Source organism: Flavobacterium wongokense (assembly GCF_021608265.1).
GTDB lineage: Bacteria > Bacteroidota > Bacteroidia > Flavobacteriales > Flavobacteriaceae > Flavobacterium > Flavobacterium wongokense.
Genome location: NZ_JAKIHP010000001.1, coordinates 1,299,077 through 1,314,989 on the forward strand (window position 1 = coordinate 1,299,077; position 15,913 = coordinate 1,314,989).

A 15,913-nucleotide genomic window follows, 5' to 3' on the forward strand; every position below is an offset into this window, starting at 1 on the left:
TTGTATTTTTGTACACCCGAGACCTTTAAGTCGAACTGTTACGAAGTAAAAATTTTACCCAGATGAAGATCCGAAAAGGAGAAAAAAAAGACATGAAAGCGGTTCTGGATTTGATTCAGGAATTGGCCACTTTCGAAAAAGAACCCGATGCTGTTGTGGTAACTGTAGCCGATTTGGAGCGTGACGGTTTTGGCAATTATCCCTTATTTCATACATTCGTTGCTGAAGTTAATGACAGAATTGTCGGCATTGCATTGTACTATTACCGCTATTCAACCTGGAAAGGCAAAACCATCCATCTTGAAGATTTAATCGTGAAGGAGGAAATGCGCGGCTCGGGATTGGGATTTGCCCTGTATTCCAAAATTATCGAACAGGGAAAAATAGACAATGTACGCCGCATCGAGTGGAATGTTTTAGATTGGAATACACCTGCAATTGATTTTTACATCAAGTCAGGAGCAAGAATATTGGACGATTGGCGCGTGGCGCAAATGGACGAAAACGGAATAAATGAATTTTTAAGCAAGCAATAATGAGAATTTTCAAATTTGGTGGTGCATCGGTAAAGGATGCTGAGGGTATAAAAAATGTATTCAGCGTATTGGAAAAAGTGGGTCACGAAGACACGCTTTTGGTAATTTCCGCAATGGGAAAAACCACAAACGCACTCGAATTGGTAATCAAGAATTATTTTGAAAAATCAAATGAGCTCCATGCATCTATGCAGGAAGTGCGCAAATACCACAATCAGATTTTGATGGATTTATTCGATGACGAAGAGCACGATGTTTTTTATGCGGTGAACAGCCATTTTGCCGATTTGGAATACTTTATCCGAAGCAATAAATCACCGAATTATAATTTCGTTTATGACCAGGTTGTGAGTTTTGGGGAAATTGTTTCAACCACGATTGTCAGCCATTATTTCAATCATGCAGGTTTGAAAAACAACTGGATTGACGTCCGCAATTTTATCAAAACCAACAATAATTACCGCGATGCCGATGTTGATTGGGAGAAAACCCAACAGTTCATTTCGAAAGGCGTAAAGAAAAAAGCACTCAATATCACTCAGGGGTTTTTGGGTTCGGATGAAAATAATTTCACGACAACTTTAGGCCGTGAAGGTTCGGATTATACCGCAGCCATTTTTGCCTATTGCCTCAATGCTGAAAGTGTAACCATCTGGAAAGATGTACCGGGAGTTTTGAATGCCGATCCAAGATACTTTGAAAATGCCGTCCTGTTGAATCAGATTTCGTACCGCGAAGCCATAGAGCTGGCATTTTACGGTGCTTCGGTAATTCACCCAAAAACATTGCAGCCTTTGCAGAAAAAGGAAATTCCATTATTTGTAAAATCATTTGTGAATCCGCTTTTGCCGGGAACAAGCGTTTCGAAAGGACAGGATTTGGAGCCAAAAACCCCGTGTTTCATTGTAAAAAAAGACCAATTACTGCTTTCGCTTTCGTCCATCGATTTCTCGTTCATCATGGAAGAAAACATCAGCGAAATATTTGCCTTGCTCCACCAATACAAAATCAAAACCAGCCTAATCCAGAATTCAGCGATTAGTTTTTCGGTATGCCTGGAAGATAAGTTTGGGAATTTCAATGAGGTGAAAAACATACTTTCCAAAAAATTCAAAATTTCCTATAACGAAAATGTATCGCTTTACACGATCAGGCATTTTGATGAAAAAGCAGCCAAAATAGTCGAAAAGGACAAAACGGTTTTGGTTAAACAAATCTCAAGGGAAACGATGCAGCTTGTGACGAAAGAGTAACGCAGGTATACTCAAAACCGCTTTTTTACGTTTATAATATGTATGCTGAAAAAACTCTTTTTATTGTTGGTGCTTTTTGGATTTTCCCGACTTTCGGCTCAGGAAATCAAATCGCTGTACCAGAATAAAAAAGTAGCCGTTTCTACAGACACCATCGAAATTGAAAAGGTAAGCATCAGCCCAAGTTTCTTCAAATTACAAACTCCGGAAGGAAAGGAAATCGACACCAGTTTTTACAAAATCGATTTTAAAAAAGGAAAACTGGTTTTCAAAAATGGCTTTGCATCGCAGGATAGTTTGACGGTACGCTATTTTAAATATCCCGAGCAGTTAACCAAAACCTACAGCATTTATGACCAGGAAAGGGTAGTTGCCAATGATGGGAACTTGTATAAAGTCAATCGTTCGGTCAAAAAGTTTGTGCCTTTTGACGGTTTGAACACTTCGGGAAGCATTACGCGTGGCGTGACTATTGGAAACAATCAAAATGCTTCGGTAAGTTCCAATCTCGATTTACAGATTACAGGAAAAATTTCAGATAAGGTTTCGCTTCGTGCTTCGATTCAGGATTCCAACATTCCGCTTCAGGACAATGGTTATTCCCAAAAACTGGATGAATTTGACCAGATTTTTATCGAATTGTTTACCGATAGATGGAATATTAGAGCCGGAGATTTATTCCTCGAAAACCGGCAGTCACGCTTTCTGAACTTCAATAAAAAAGTACAGGGACTTTCAACGCATTTCACTTTTGGAGGCGAGGAAAACAAAACCGATATTTTTGCTTCGGCGGCTTTGGTCCGTGGGCAATATGCCAAAAGTTCGTTTGTGGGGCAGGAAGGAAATCAAGGGCCGTATAAATTAAGAGGCAATAACGGCGAATTGTATGTGCTGGTCATTTCGGGTTCAGAACGGGTTTATGTGAATGGAATCCTGCGAAAACGTGGCGAAAACAACGATTATGTCATCGATTATAATGCCGGAGAAATTACGTTTACATCTCTGTTTCCCATAACTTCCGAAATGCGTATTGTCATCGAATACCAATATTCTGATAGAAGTTATACCCGGTTTGTGACTTATGCCGGAGCCAATCATGAAGCCAAAACCTGGAGTCTGGGCGGTTATCTCTATTCTGAAAATGATGTCAAAAATCAGCCTTTGCAGCAAAATCTAACAACAGAGCAAGCGGCAATTTTGAGCAATGCCGGTGACAATGTCAATCTGATGAATGCGCCGTCAGCCTATGTGGATTCGTATTCAGAGAATAAGATTTTGTACAAAAAAATTGCCGTAACCGGAGGTGAAGCTTTTGAATATTCCAACAATCCAGATGATGAATTATACAATGTCAAGTTTACTTTGGTGGGCAATAATGCGGGGAATTACATCCTTACCAATTCTTCAGCGATTGGAAAGATTTATCAATATGTTGAACCTATTTCCGGAGTCAAACAGGGAAATTATGAACCCATCGTTCGCTTGATTGCGCCGACAAAAATCCAAATTGCAACGGTCTTGGGGAAATACAATCCCGGAGAAAAAACGCTGGTTGATTTTGAGGTTGGCGTCAGCAATAACGATTTGAATTTGTTTTCTGCGTTAGATGATGAAAACAATAAAGGCGTTGCCGGAAAACTAAATTTCAGGCAAAGGCTGTTTACCAAAAAATGGCAGGTTGATGCTTTTGGGAATTATCAATATGTGCAGAAAAATTTCAAAACCATTGAGCGTTTGTTCAATATTGAGTTCAACCGCGATTGGAACCTGACTTCATTTGAAGGCAATCAAAGTTTGATTATCAATGGATTGGATTTCATTTTGCCCGAAAAAGGAAAGCTGACGTATCAGTTTGAAAAACTGGATTTCTCCAAAAGTTTTTCGGGAAGCCGCCATATTGTTAATGGATTGTTCAATCTTAAACATTGGAACATCCTGCAAAACAGCAGTTACCTGAAAAGTGACGGGAATTATGCCAATTCAACATTTGTCCGAAACCAAACGGCTGTTCGTTATAACTTCAAAAAGAACTGGATTGGAAGCACTTTGCGATTGGAAAACAACAAGGAAAGATTGGTGGCAACCCAACAATTATCGGCTTTGAGCCAAAAGTTTACAGAATATGGAGCATTTGTTGGACGAGGTGACAGTACGAAGGTTTTTGTTGAACTGGGTTATCTGCAGCGTGTGAACGACAGTTTGCAAAACGGTTTTTTACAAAGGGTAAACACTTCGCAATCGTATTATCTGAAATCAAAATTACTCCAAACCAAGAAAAGCGATTTGTCTTTGTTTGTCAATTACAGGAACCTAAAATATGTTGATGAAACACGGCAGAATGAGCCTTCGCTAAACTCTCGATTGTTGTACAACGACCAGTATTTTGACCAGTTTATGGCTGTAACAACTGCGTACGAAACCACATCGGGAACGATAGCGCAGCAGGAATTCACGTATCTTGAAGTGGAAGCAGGGCAGGGAGTTTACACCTGGATTGATTACAATGGCAACGGGACTCAGGAATTGCAGGAGTTTGAAGTCGCACCATTTCCCGATCAGGCAAAGTATGTTAGGGTATTTCTTCCGAATCAAATATTTTTAAAAACACATCAGAATAAATTTTCGATAGCGCTGACCCTAAATCCGAGTCAGTGGCAAAACAAAACAGGTTTCAAAAAATTACTGTCCCATTTTTACAGTCAGAATTCTTTTTTGATTGAAAGAAAGGTTAGGCGGAATGGCGATAATTTTGACTTGAATCCGTTTTCCACTTCCGATGAAAATATGTTGGGATTGAATACGAGTTTCAGGACCAGTTTGTTTTATAATCGAGGGAAACAGAAGCATTCCGTAACAGGGACTTTTATTGCAAACCAATTGAAAGCCCTGCTTTCTGTCGGTTCACAGGAAAGCCTAAACAGAACGCTTCAGCTACAGTACATTCATTTGTTAAAAAAGACGTGGCTTTTCACTTTGGGAACCGAATTGTCAAAATCAGACCTGCTTTCTGAAAACTACAGCAGCAAGAATTTTGAGGTAAGGAGTTATCAGTTGAACCCAAAGATTTCCTATCTGTTCAATAAAAATGCAAGCTGGGACATTTTTTATGAGTACCAGGACAAGACTAACTTAATTGGAGAATCTGAAAAATTGGCCCAAAACCGATTTGGAACTTCATTTTCCTATGCAAGCGAAAAGAAATTTACAATGAATGGGGAGTTTTCATTGTACAATAATAATTTTAGTGGAGATTCGCAGTCGCCTGTTGCCTTTACGATGCTTGAAGGATTACAGCCCGGGAAAAACATGACCTGGAGATTACTGCTTCAAAAAAACCTGACCCAGTTTCTGGATATCAATGTAAACTACCAGGGAAGAAAAACAGAAACCAGTCAAACCATCCACACGGGCAATGTTCAGCTTAGGGCATATTTTTAGGCATATCATTTTTTTGTGTTAAAAAAATCATTAATTTTAAGTTCAACCAAATAAATAGTAAAGTCATGAAGAAAATCATTTTATTGTGTATGGTATTTGTCTTCTCAAATACATTCTTTGCCCAAACCGCAACAGAGAAAAAAACTAAGGCAAAAACCGAAAAGAAGGCCAAGGAAACCAAAGCCAAGGCAGCTAAAACTGAAAAGAAAGCCAAAGAAGTCAAAAAAGAGGCAACCAAACTTAAAAAAGATGGAACTCCGGACAAGCGTTACAAAGATGCTCCAAAGTCAGACGTTAAGCTAAAAAAAGACGGAACAGTTGACAAACGCTACAAAGAGTCTAAAACCACTACCACTAAGACGACTAAAGCTAAAACCAAAAAACTGAGCCCGGCAGAAGAAAAAGAAGACATGAAGGAAACGACAGCTTCAAAATCTGCGGAGAAAAAAGTTAAGGATAAAGCAACCGGAAGCTACAAAGGCAAAAGAGTATATACCGGACCAAGAGGCGGTAAATATTACATCAATAAAAATGGAAATAAAACCTATATCGACAGAGACGGAGAAGAGTAAATCCTTATAGTTTCCCAAACTTATTCAATCGCAGTTTTCCAACTTGGGGAACTGCGATTTTTTTATCGCAATAAATGCGATTTTCAGAAGGCGAAAAATGTTAAAATTTTTGTGAAAGGGAATTCTTATTTGTCTCTGTTTTAGGGCTTTTTGAAGAATTTTATTTTTATAAAACATTGAAAATCAAATTATTGCATAATTTGCAAAATCCATTCAAAACCGTCCAATTTGTTAAAAACTAGAGGCTATTGTGAATAAGTTTGGCTTTCATTTTCGGTTTCGTTTGATAATCTTTGTAACATACAGAAACCGATAAAAATCACCTCAAATAATAAAAAAATACAGTATCCAATGGCTAGCATAGAACCAATTTTACAAGAGAATAAAAATCGTTTCGTGATTTTTCCGATTAAGCATCATGACATTTGGGATTGGTACAAGAAAATGGAAGCTAGTTTTTGGACTGCCGAAGAAATCGACCTGCACCAGGATTTGTCTGATTGGAACAACAAGCTGAATGACGATGAGAAATATTTCATCAAACATATTTTGGCATTTTTCGCAGCTTCTGACGGAATTGTAAATGAGAACCTGGCGGAGAATTTTGTCAATGAAGTACAATATCCTGAAGCTAAATTCTTCTATGGTTTCCAAATCATGATGGAGAACATCCATAGTGAAACCTATTCGCTTTTGATTGATACCTATGTAAAGGACGAAGCCGAAAAAGCACAATTATTCAATGCATTGGAAGTGTTTCCGGCGATTAAAAAGAAAGCGGACTGGGCTTTGAAATGGATTGGTTCCGATTCGTTTGCGGAAAGGCTGATTGCCTTTGCAGCAGTTGAAGGAATCTTTTTCTCGGGAGCATTCTGCTCGATTTACTGGTTGAAAAAACGTGGATTGATGCCGGGATTGACCTTCTCAAACGAATTGATTTCGCGTGATGAAGGCGTTCACTGTGATTTTGCGGTGCATCTGCACAACCACCATTTGGTAAACAAAGTTCCGAAAGCAAGGATTGCAGAAATCATTACAGACGCTTTAGACATCGAGCGTGAGTTTGTTACCGAGTCACTTCCGGTGAGTTTGATTGGGATGAACGCAAAGCTGATGCAGCAATATTTGGAATTCGTTGCCGACAGGTTATTGGTGGAATTGGGTTGTAAAAAAGTATACAATTCGACCAATCCATTTGATTTTATGGACATGATTTCGCTTCAGGGGAAAACCAACTTCTTCGAAAAGCGTGTTGCCGAATACCAAAAAGCCGGAGTAATGAACACCGATTCTGAATCTGGAAAAATCAGTTTCGACGCTGATTTTTAAAAATATTTCCTTTTCAAGCAGGGCTAATTAGCCCAGATTGGAGTGGCATCCTTTTAAACCTGAAAGGTTTAAAAGATATAACGGAAAGCTGGAAACAGCTCCTAACAAAAAAGAAACTGGACTTTTTAAATCAGTAAAAAAAACCTAAACAAATAACCAGAAAGCAGCGAAGGGATTTTCTGTTTTCAAAAACGACAAGCTTATGTATGTAGTAAAAAGAGACGGTCACAAAGAGCCGGTAATGTTCGACAAAATCACGGACAGGATTAAAAAATTATGTTACGGATTAAACGATTTGGTGGATGCTGTAAAAGTGACCATGAGGGTAATCGAAGGATTGTATGACGGGGTAACTACATCAGAACTTGACAACTTAGCTGCAGAAACAGCGGCTTCGATGACGGTAACACATCCAGATTATGCACAGTTGGCAGCACGTATTGCTATTTCCAACCTGCATAAAAACACCAATAAATCGTTCTCGGAAACCATGAAGGAAATGTACTTTTATGTAAATCCAAGAACGAATCAAAAAGCACCATTATTGTCTGACGAAGTGCATGAAGCGATTCAGGCAAACGCTGAATTCTTGAATTCACATATCATATACAACCGTGATTTCAACTACGATTACTTCGGCTTCAAAACCTTAGAGCGTTCGTATTTGTTGAAAATCAACGGAAAAATTGTGGAACGTCCACAGCACATGTTGATGCGTGTTGCGGTTGGAATACACTTAAACGACATGGAATCGGTAATCGAAACTTACGAATTGATGTCGAAAAAATTCTTTACGCATGCAACGCCAACGTTGTTCAATGCAGGAACACCAAAACCGCAAATGTCATCCTGTTTCCTTTTGACGATGAAAGACGACAGCATTGACGGAATTTACGATACACTAAAACAAACCGCAAAAATCTCGCAATCGGCAGGTGGAATTGGATTGTCAATCCACAACGTTCGTGCAACAGGTTCTTACATTCGTGGTACAAATGGAACATCCAACGGAATTGTTCCGATGTTGAGGGTTTTCAATGACACGGCTCGTTATGTTGATCAAGGTGGAGGAAAGCGTAAAGGAAGTTTTGCTATTTATTTGGAAACCTGGCATGCTGATATTTTCGAATTCCTTGATTTGAAAAAGAACACCGGAAAAGAGGAAATGCGTGCAAGAGATTTATTCTTTGCGATGTGGACTTCGGATTTATTCATGAAACGCGTTCAGGAAGATTCGCATTGGACTTTAATGTGCCCAAATGAGTGTCCGGGATTATGTGATGTTTACGGAGAGGAATTCGAAACATTGTACACTTCTTACGAAGAACAAGGAAAAGGAAGAAAAACGGTTAAGGCACGTGAGCTTTGGGAGAAAATCCTCGAATCACAAATCGAAACCGGAACGCCATACATGCTGTACAAAGACGCAGCCAACAGAAAATCAAACCAGAAGAATCTGGGGACCATCCGTTCGTCAAACCTTTGTACCGAAATTATGGAATACACCGCTGCAGACGAAATTGCAGTATGTAACCTGGCTTCGATTTCGTTGCCAATGTTTGTGGAAAATGGAGAATTCAACCACCAATTGCTTTATAACGTTACCAAACGTGTAACGCGCAACCTGAATAAGGTAATCGACCGAAATTATTATCCGGTTCCTGAAGCGGAAAACTCAAATCTGCGTCACCGTCCTGTTGGATTGGGAGTACAAGGTTTGGCCGATGCTTTCATCTTGTTGAGAATGCCTTTCACCAGCGATGAGGCTAAAAAACTGAACCAGGAGATTTTCGAAACGATGTATTTCGCCGCTGTGACCGCTTCTATGGAAGAGGCTAAAGTTGACGGACCATATTCTTCTTTCAAAGGTTCACCAATTTCGAATGGAGAATTCCAACACAACCTTTGGAACATCAAGGACGAGGAACTTTCAGGACGTTGGGATTGGAAAGCTTTGAGAAAAGATGTAATGAAACACGGAGTTCGTAACTCCTTATTGATGGCGCCAATGCCAACAGCTTCTACATCGCAGATTTTAGGAAACAACGAAGCATTCGAACCATACACATCCAATATTTACACCCGTCGTGTATTGTCAGGAGAATTCATCGTAGTGAACAAACACTTGTTGGAAGACCTTGTAAAACGTGGACTTTGGAATGAAGAATTGAAACAGCAGATCATGCGTAACAATGGTTCGGTTCAGGATTTGGACATTCCGCAGGACTTGAAGGAATTGTACAAAACCGTTTGGGAAATGTCTATGAAAGACATCATCGACATGTCAAGACACAGAGGTTATTTCATTGACCAGTCGCAGTCATTGAACCTGTTCATGCAGGACGCCAACTACGCAAAGCTTACGTCAATGCACTTTTACGCATGGCAGAGCGGCCTGAAAACCGGAATGTACTATTTGAGAACCAAAGCAGCAGTTGACGCTATTAAGTTCACATTGAACAACGAGAAAAAAGCAGAACCAACAACACAGGTTCCGGAACCGGTTGGAGTTGAGGTTGTTGCCCCAACAGAAAACGGTGAAATGACCGCCGAAGATTTTGCAGCAATGGTAGAACGCGCGCGTAACGCAGGACCAGATGACTGTGAAATGTGTGGTTCATAAATACGGACAAAAACTCGATTAATAATAGAAAGAAAGCAGCTGTTCGCCTCGACGAATGGCTGTTTTTGATTAATTTTAGAAGCTAAATCCCGCTGTCCACTGTATCTTTTTCAGGATTGATATGTCTTCGCTAACGCTCAGGCCAATCCTAAAAAAGGATGCCGTTCCCATCGGGGCTAAATAAACAAAATCATGACAAAAGAAAAAAAAGGGGTTTATACAGGCATCATCGAAAAGGATAAGGACGGGAATTATTTCTGTGGCGAATACCTTTTGGATTATAAATATACCGAAGCCAGTTTCAAAATTGGTGATGAAATCAACATCAAAACGGTGATCGCAAATCCGAGTGATAAAAGCTATAACCAATACCCAAAGAAATCGCGTAATTTCTTTTTGGCAAACCAAAAGGAATAAGTGCAATGGAAGAAAACAACCGAAAGCAGTTCAAGGTCACAGACGATGTCATGGCCAAACTGGAGCAACGATTCCTCAATTGGTTTCTGGACAGCGTCATGCTGGTTCTTCTGTTTTTATTATTGATTACAATTGTCACCGCCGTTGCCTATTCATACGGCAAAAAGGAATTGCCGGCTTACCTGATGATCAATCCAATAGGGCAGTTTACGTTCATAACTATTATCCGCTTGATTTATTATATTGCTATGGAAACCTGGCTTGGACGCAGCGTTGGAAAATTTGTTTCCCAAACGATAGTGGTAAATGAAAACGGGGAAAGGGTAGGCCATGAAGTCATTTTGATTCGGACCTTATGCCGTTTGATTCCGTTTTATGAGTTTTCGTTTTTCGGGATTCCAACACGGGGATGGCACGACAGCATTTCCAAAACCTATGTAGTCGACAAGAAAAGGCTCGAAGAAAAGAAAGCACAATTTTACGCGATAAAATAAATTATGACCATCAAAAGAACTACTTCGGATAATGAGGATTTTGGCAGGCTGGTTGCGCCATTGGATGCTTATTTGGCTTTTCTTGATGGAGATGACCATGAATTTTATGCGCAGTTCAACAAAACCAATCTGCTAAAAAACGCCTTGATTTGTTATGCCGATGATAAAGCTGTCGGAATTGGGGCTTACAAGGAATACGATACCCAAACTGTAGAAATGAAACGGATGTACACCATCCCGGAATATCGTGGAAAAGGAATCGCCAAAGCCATTTTAAACGAATTGGAAGCCTGGGCAAAAGAAGAAGGATATACCACTGCAATTCTCGAAACCGGACACAAGCAAGTTGACGCGATTGGATTGTATCAGAAATTAGGATACCAGATTACCGGGAATTTTGGCCAGTATATTGGCATTGAGAATAGTGTTTGTATGCGGAAGGATTTGAAATAAAGAGTATATTCGTAAAGCTAATACAAAAAGCAATCAATTGCAGAAAGAGGAATTAGATAACATCATTAAAGCACTCGAAGATAGGAATTCTAACAGCGAACCTGGTTTAGGATTTTACTACTTAGGCAATGATCGGGACGAAACTTACGCTAAGGGAAATCGGGCAGGACTTGAATTATTTGCTGTTGAACTTTTAAAGGCATCTTCCCGAATTGACCAAATGGAAAGCGGTGAAATAGAAACCCTTTTTGTGAATGTAAATAAAGACTGGATTGAAAACCATATTCCACTTTGTTATATTGAACCTGTTGTAAATTTTGAACGTGTTGAAGTTGATGAGCATACTACAGATTGGAAAGATACAGTCTTAAAATATGGCTGCTTTGCGATTATACTGTTAGCATTGTTTGCTTTTATTATCGGTATGGGTACAATTATAGGATGGTTTAAATAATAACAGGAATTTGTCACAATCAAAAATAAAAAAATCAAAGTATGACCTGGGAACAACTTTTATCACTAAAACGCCAAGGCGACACCAGCAAACGTTTACGCATCGAACAGGACGACACGCGTCTGGGTTTTGAAGTCGATTATGACCGAATTATATTTTCTGCTGCGTTTAGAAGCCTGCAGGATAAAACACAGGTGATCCCTTTATCCAAAACCGATTTTGTGCACACACGTCTGACGCATAGTTTAGAGGTTTCGGTTGTGGGTCGTTCGATAGGAAGATTGGTCGGAAAAAAAATCATCGAAAAATATCCGCATTTAAAGGAAGTCCATGGTTATCATATGAACGATTTTGGAGCGATAGTAGCCGCTGCAGCTTTGGCTCATGATATCGGAAATCCACCTTTTGGGCATTCAGGTGAAAAAGCGATTGGCGAATATTTTTCCATCGGGAAAGGACAGCAATACAAAGACCAGCTGACCGAAAAACAATGGCAGGATTTAATTGATTTTGAAGGCAACGCCAATGGGTTTTCAGTACTAACCAGTTCGCGTCCGGGAATTGAAGGAAGCCTGCGTTTGTCGTATGCAACTTTAGGAGCGTTTACAAAATATCCAAAGGAAAGTTTACCAAAAAAACCAACCAAAAATATCTCAGATAAAAAATACGGTTTCTTTCAATCCGATAAGGAATTCTTTAAGGAAGTTGCCGAAGAACTCGGAATGATTCCGAATAAAACCGGAAACGACATTGGGTACCACCGTCATCCATTGGCTTTTTTGGTTGAAGCTGCAGATGACATCTGTTACACGATTATCGATTTTGAGGACGGAATCAATTTGGGCCTTGTTTCCGAAGATTTTGCTTTGGAATATTTAATCAAATTGGTGAAGGATACCATCGATACCGGTAAATACCAAACCTTAACAACCAAGGAAGACCGAATCAGTTACCTTCGTGCGCTGGCCATTGGTAATCTGATTAATGATGCCGTAAAGGTTTTTATTGAAAATGAAGAAGCGATTTTGAAGGGGGAATTCCATTTTGCCCTGACCGATAAAAGCAGGTACAAAGCCCAAATGGACGATATCATCAAGCTGAGTGTAAAGAACATTTACCAAAGCCGTGAAGTGATTGAAAAGGAACTTTCGGGTTACCAGATTATCAATAATCTTTTGGACAAATTCATTACGGCATACAATAATAACCACGAAGGTAAAGCTACGAATTACGATAAATTATTATTGAAAATCCTTCCCGAAAAACACCATCTGGAAAAGGAAAGTCTTTACGAACGCCTGCTTCATATCTGTCATTTCATTTCGATGCTTACGGATGGAAATGCGTTGTTGTTTAATCAGATTGTAACGGCGTAGAAGCCTAGCTTTTCTTATTCACTTCCAGTAAAACTTCATTTCGGATTTTCAACACCTTGTTTTCTTCCTGGAGCTGAGCGATTAATGCATCTTTTTCCGCAAGGATCTTATCGGTGTTGGGTTGGTTTTTGGTGAAATGCGCCGGCAGTTTATCGGCCATATCGCTAAAAAAATTATGCTGCGTGGCATGGCAGATTTCAGCAAGGACTGCGGTCTGCAGCGTAGCTTTCTGGCGATATTGTTTTACAGAAAGCGGAATCCTTCCAATCAGTTTTCCCAATTCAGGATTTGAAATGTGTTTCTCTGTTAGCCATCTATTGAGCATCCCGCCCGTATGGATGTTGTTTAGACCTATTCTCATGACACTTAGTTATAAGTTACTCATCTGTAATGGCTAAAACCATACCAGAAGTATAAAAAACGTTGGTATAAGTATCATTTAAGTCAGTAAAGGCACCGTTGAGCTTGGTAGAAGTATCTTTGAGGGTAGTATAAGTAAATTTGAAGGCAGTATAAATATAAATGCATTTAGTAGAAGTATTTTTCGAGGTAATAAAAGTAAAGAAGAGGATAGTAAACGTATCGTCGAGGGTATAAAAAGTATCTTCTGAGGCTGGGATTTAATCTTCTTCCTCGTCTTCTTCCTCAAGCAAACCTGAGAATAACGAGCGCAAACCATCCACATCGATGTTGCAGAATTGCTGTAGTTCATCAACGGTTCCGTGCTCAATGAAATAATCGGGAACGCCACAGAGGAAGATTTCATTCACATAATCATTCTTGGCAGAAAACTCAAGCACCGCACTACCAAAACCACCCGTAGTCACACCATCTTCGACGGTAATGATGGTCGAGAATTTGTCGCAGATTTTGTGCAGTTTCTTTTCGTCCAAAGGCTTGATGAAGCCAAAATGATAATGTGCAAAATGGTCTTCAGGATCTTCAATATCAATTAGCGCCTGGATAACATTGTCGGCAATGGTTCCGGTAGAAAGAATCGCAACCTTTTTACCTTTCTTAAGTTTTTTGGATTTCCCAATTTCAAGCGTTTGAAAATCGGAAGGCAGTTTCCAATCCGAATTTTTTCCACGACCGCGGGGATAACGGATGGCGATAGGATGTTTCAGTCCTAATGAGGCTGTATATAATATGTTTTGTAAATCAATTTCGTCTTTTGGCGCATGGATAATCATATTCGGAATGCAGCGCAGGTAGGCAATGTCGAAAACGCCGTGATGCGTTGCTCCGTCTTCACCAACCAATCCGGCTCTGTCGAGGCAGAAAATTACTGGCAGGTTTTGCAATGCAACATCATGGATTACCTGATCGTAGGCACGCTGTAAAAAAGTCGAATAAATATTGCAGAAAACCACCATTCCCTGGGTGGCCATTCCGGCTGAAAGTGTTACCGCATGCTGTTCGGCAATTCCAACGTCAAATGCTCTTTTTGGGAAAGCATCCATCATGAATTTCATCGAACTTCCGCTGGGCATGGCTGGAGTGATTCCAATAATTTTCGGATTGTTCTTAGCCAATTCTACCAAAGTCAGTCCAAAAACATCCTGGAATTTTGGAGGCAGGTTTTCGGTCGATGATTTTATGATTTCTCCGGTTGCGGCATCAAATTTTCCTGGCGCATGGTATTTCACTTGGTCTTCTTCGGCCTGCTGCAAACCTTTGCCTTTTGTAGTTACGATATGCAAAAACTTGGGTCCTTTTACTTTCTTAAGCCGTTCTAATTCTGCAATCAAAACATTGATGTCATGGCCGTCAATCGGACCAGAATAATCAATATTCAACGATTTGATTATATTGTTCTGCTTAGGATTTTTTCCGTCTTTGACTGCAGTCAGGTAATTTTTTAAAGCACCAACACTTGGATCAATCCCAATGGCGTTATCGTTGAGGATTATCAACAAATCAGCATCGGTAACTCCGGCATGATTTAAACCTTCAAATGCCATTCCGCTTGCTATTGAAGCATCGCCGACGACGGCAATATGATGTTTGTTTTCTCCTTTCAGTTGCGAAGCAATTGCCATTCCCAAAGCAGCTGAAATCGCCGTTGAGGAATGCCCAACGCCAAAAGTATCATAAACACTTTCGCTACGACGGGGAAAACCTGAAACTCCTCCAAGCTGTCGGTTGGTATTGAATTTCTTCCTGCGTTCGGTAAGGATTTTGTGTCCATACGCCTGATGGCCTACGTCCCAAACCAATAAATCATTTGGGGTATCAAAAACATAATGCAGTGCAATGGTTAATTCAACCACGCCAAGCGATGCGCCAAGATGGCCTTCCTTTACCGAAACAATATCAATGATAAAATCACGCAGTTCCTTTGCCAATTCAGGCAATTGCGAAATGTCTAATTTGCGTAGATCTTTGGGGTTGTTGATATGGGATAGAAGCGTGCTTTTCATGGTATTAAAAAGCAAATTTACGTTTTTAAAATGATTCTTACTATCGCTCAATAGCACTAAAATAGTATTTTTGTTTTATGGAAAATCCTTTCACCGACGAGTATTTTATGAAGAAGGCTTTGCAGGAAGCTGAAGTTGCTTTTGATAAAGGCGAAATTCCTGTTGGAGCTGTGATTGTAATTGATAATAAAATCATTGCACGGACGCACAATCTTAGTGAAATGCTGAACGATGTTACCGCTCATGCCGAGATGCAGGCCATTACTTCGGCGGCGAATTTCATTGGCGGAAAATACCTCAAAGGCTGTACGCTTTATGTGACGCTCGAGCCTTGCCAGATGTGCGCCGGAGCTTTGTATTGGAGCCAGATTTCGAAAATTGTTTTTGGTGCTTCAGACGGGCAGCGCGGTTTTGAGGCCTTGGGCACAACCATACATCCGAAGACACAGGTTGTAAAAGGTGTTTTAGCTCAGGAAGCATCCAATTTGATGATTCGCTTTTTTGCCGAAAGGAGAAAATAGGTATAATAATATCCTGTTTTTTGC

At 40.0% G+C, this 15,913-nt stretch carries 14 protein-coding genes; 12 read left to right on the plus strand and 2 right to left on the minus strand.

Features of this window, described 5'->3' with window-relative positions; genetic code table 11:
- Positions 1-62: 62 nt before the first annotated feature.
- The 11 genes from L1S31_RS05630 to L1S31_RS05680 all read left to right on the plus strand — a co-directional run bounded on the left by L1S31_RS05630 (position 63) and on the right by L1S31_RS05680 (position 12,945).
- On the plus strand, positions 63-536 hold the full coding sequence (locus L1S31_RS05630; protein WP_236463341.1) for a GNAT family N-acetyltransferase: 474 nt from the start codon (positions 63-65) through the stop codon (positions 534-536).
- The gene (locus tag L1S31_RS05635) at positions 536-1,789 is read left to right on the plus strand and encodes an aspartate kinase (RefSeq protein ID WP_236463343.1); all 1,254 of its coding nucleotides are present in this window, start codon (positions 536-538) and stop codon (positions 1,787-1,789) included. The genes L1S31_RS05630 and L1S31_RS05635 overlap by 1 nt, the downstream gene beginning before the upstream one ends.
- A gap of 42 nt (positions 1,790-1,831) precedes the next feature.
- Entirely contained in the window at positions 1,832-5,227 is a 3,396-nt protein-coding gene (locus L1S31_RS05640; RefSeq protein ID WP_236463345.1) for a DUF8818 domain-containing protein, read from the plus strand.
- A gap of 65 nt (positions 5,228-5,292) precedes the next feature.
- Positions 5,293-5,799, plus strand: a complete 507-nt coding sequence (locus tag L1S31_RS05645) for a hypothetical protein (protein ID WP_236463347.1) — start codon at positions 5,293-5,295, stop codon at positions 5,797-5,799.
- A 351-nt stretch (positions 5,800-6,150) separates the two neighbouring features.
- Positions 6,151-7,128 (plus strand): ribonucleotide-diphosphate reductase subunit beta, encoded by a 978-nt coding sequence (locus tag L1S31_RS05650; protein ID WP_236463349.1) that lies wholly within the window; start codon positions 6,151-6,153, stop codon positions 7,126-7,128.
- A 202-nt stretch (positions 7,129-7,330) separates the two neighbouring features.
- Positions 7,331-9,751, plus strand: a complete 2,421-nt coding sequence (locus L1S31_RS05655) for a ribonucleoside-diphosphate reductase subunit alpha (protein ID WP_236463352.1) — start codon at positions 7,331-7,333, stop codon at positions 9,749-9,751.
- 192 nt (positions 9,752-9,943) lie between these two features.
- Positions 9,944-10,168, plus strand: a complete 225-nt coding sequence (locus L1S31_RS05660; protein ID WP_236463354.1) for a hypothetical protein — start codon at positions 9,944-9,946, stop codon at positions 10,166-10,168.
- Between the two features lie 5 nt (positions 10,169-10,173).
- A complete protein-coding gene (locus L1S31_RS05665; RefSeq protein ID WP_236463356.1) occupies positions 10,174-10,662 on the plus strand; it encodes an RDD family protein in 489 nt (162 codons plus the stop codon).
- Between the two features lie 3 nt (positions 10,663-10,665).
- Positions 10,666-11,115, plus strand: a complete 450-nt coding sequence (locus tag L1S31_RS05670; protein ID WP_236463358.1) for a GNAT family N-acetyltransferase — start codon at positions 10,666-10,668, stop codon at positions 11,113-11,115.
- Between the two features lie 37 nt (positions 11,116-11,152).
- Complete coding sequence (locus L1S31_RS05675) at positions 11,153-11,569, plus strand: hypothetical protein (protein ID WP_236463360.1); 417 nt, start codon at positions 11,153-11,155, stop codon at positions 11,567-11,569.
- A 41-nt stretch (positions 11,570-11,610) separates the two neighbouring features.
- Positions 11,611-12,945: a deoxyguanosinetriphosphate triphosphohydrolase gene (locus L1S31_RS05680; RefSeq protein WP_236463362.1), complete on the plus strand. Its 1,335-nt coding sequence runs from the start codon at positions 11,611-11,613 to the stop codon at positions 12,943-12,945.
- Positions 12,946-12,949: 4 nt separating this feature from the next.
- On the opposite strand, the gene L1S31_RS05685 is transcribed toward L1S31_RS05680, so the two are convergent.
- Together L1S31_RS05685 and L1S31_RS05690 are read right to left on the minus strand one after the other, a co-directional pair.
- Positions 12,950-13,306: a hypothetical protein gene (locus L1S31_RS05685; protein ID WP_236463363.1), complete on the minus strand. Its 357-nt coding sequence runs from the start codon at positions 13,304-13,306 to the stop codon at positions 12,950-12,952.
- Positions 13,307-13,565: 259 nt separating this feature from the next.
- Positions 13,566-15,368 (minus strand): 1-deoxy-D-xylulose-5-phosphate synthase, encoded by a 1,803-nt coding sequence (locus L1S31_RS05690; protein WP_236463364.1) that lies wholly within the window; start codon positions 15,366-15,368, stop codon positions 13,566-13,568.
- Positions 15,369-15,445: 77 nt separating this feature from the next.
- Between L1S31_RS05690 and L1S31_RS05695 the strand changes: the two genes are divergently transcribed.
- On the plus strand, positions 15,446-15,889 hold the full coding sequence (locus tag L1S31_RS05695; protein ID WP_236463366.1) for a nucleoside deaminase: 444 nt from the start codon (positions 15,446-15,448) through the stop codon (positions 15,887-15,889).
- The last annotated feature ends 24 nt before the right edge of the window (positions 15,890-15,913 follow it).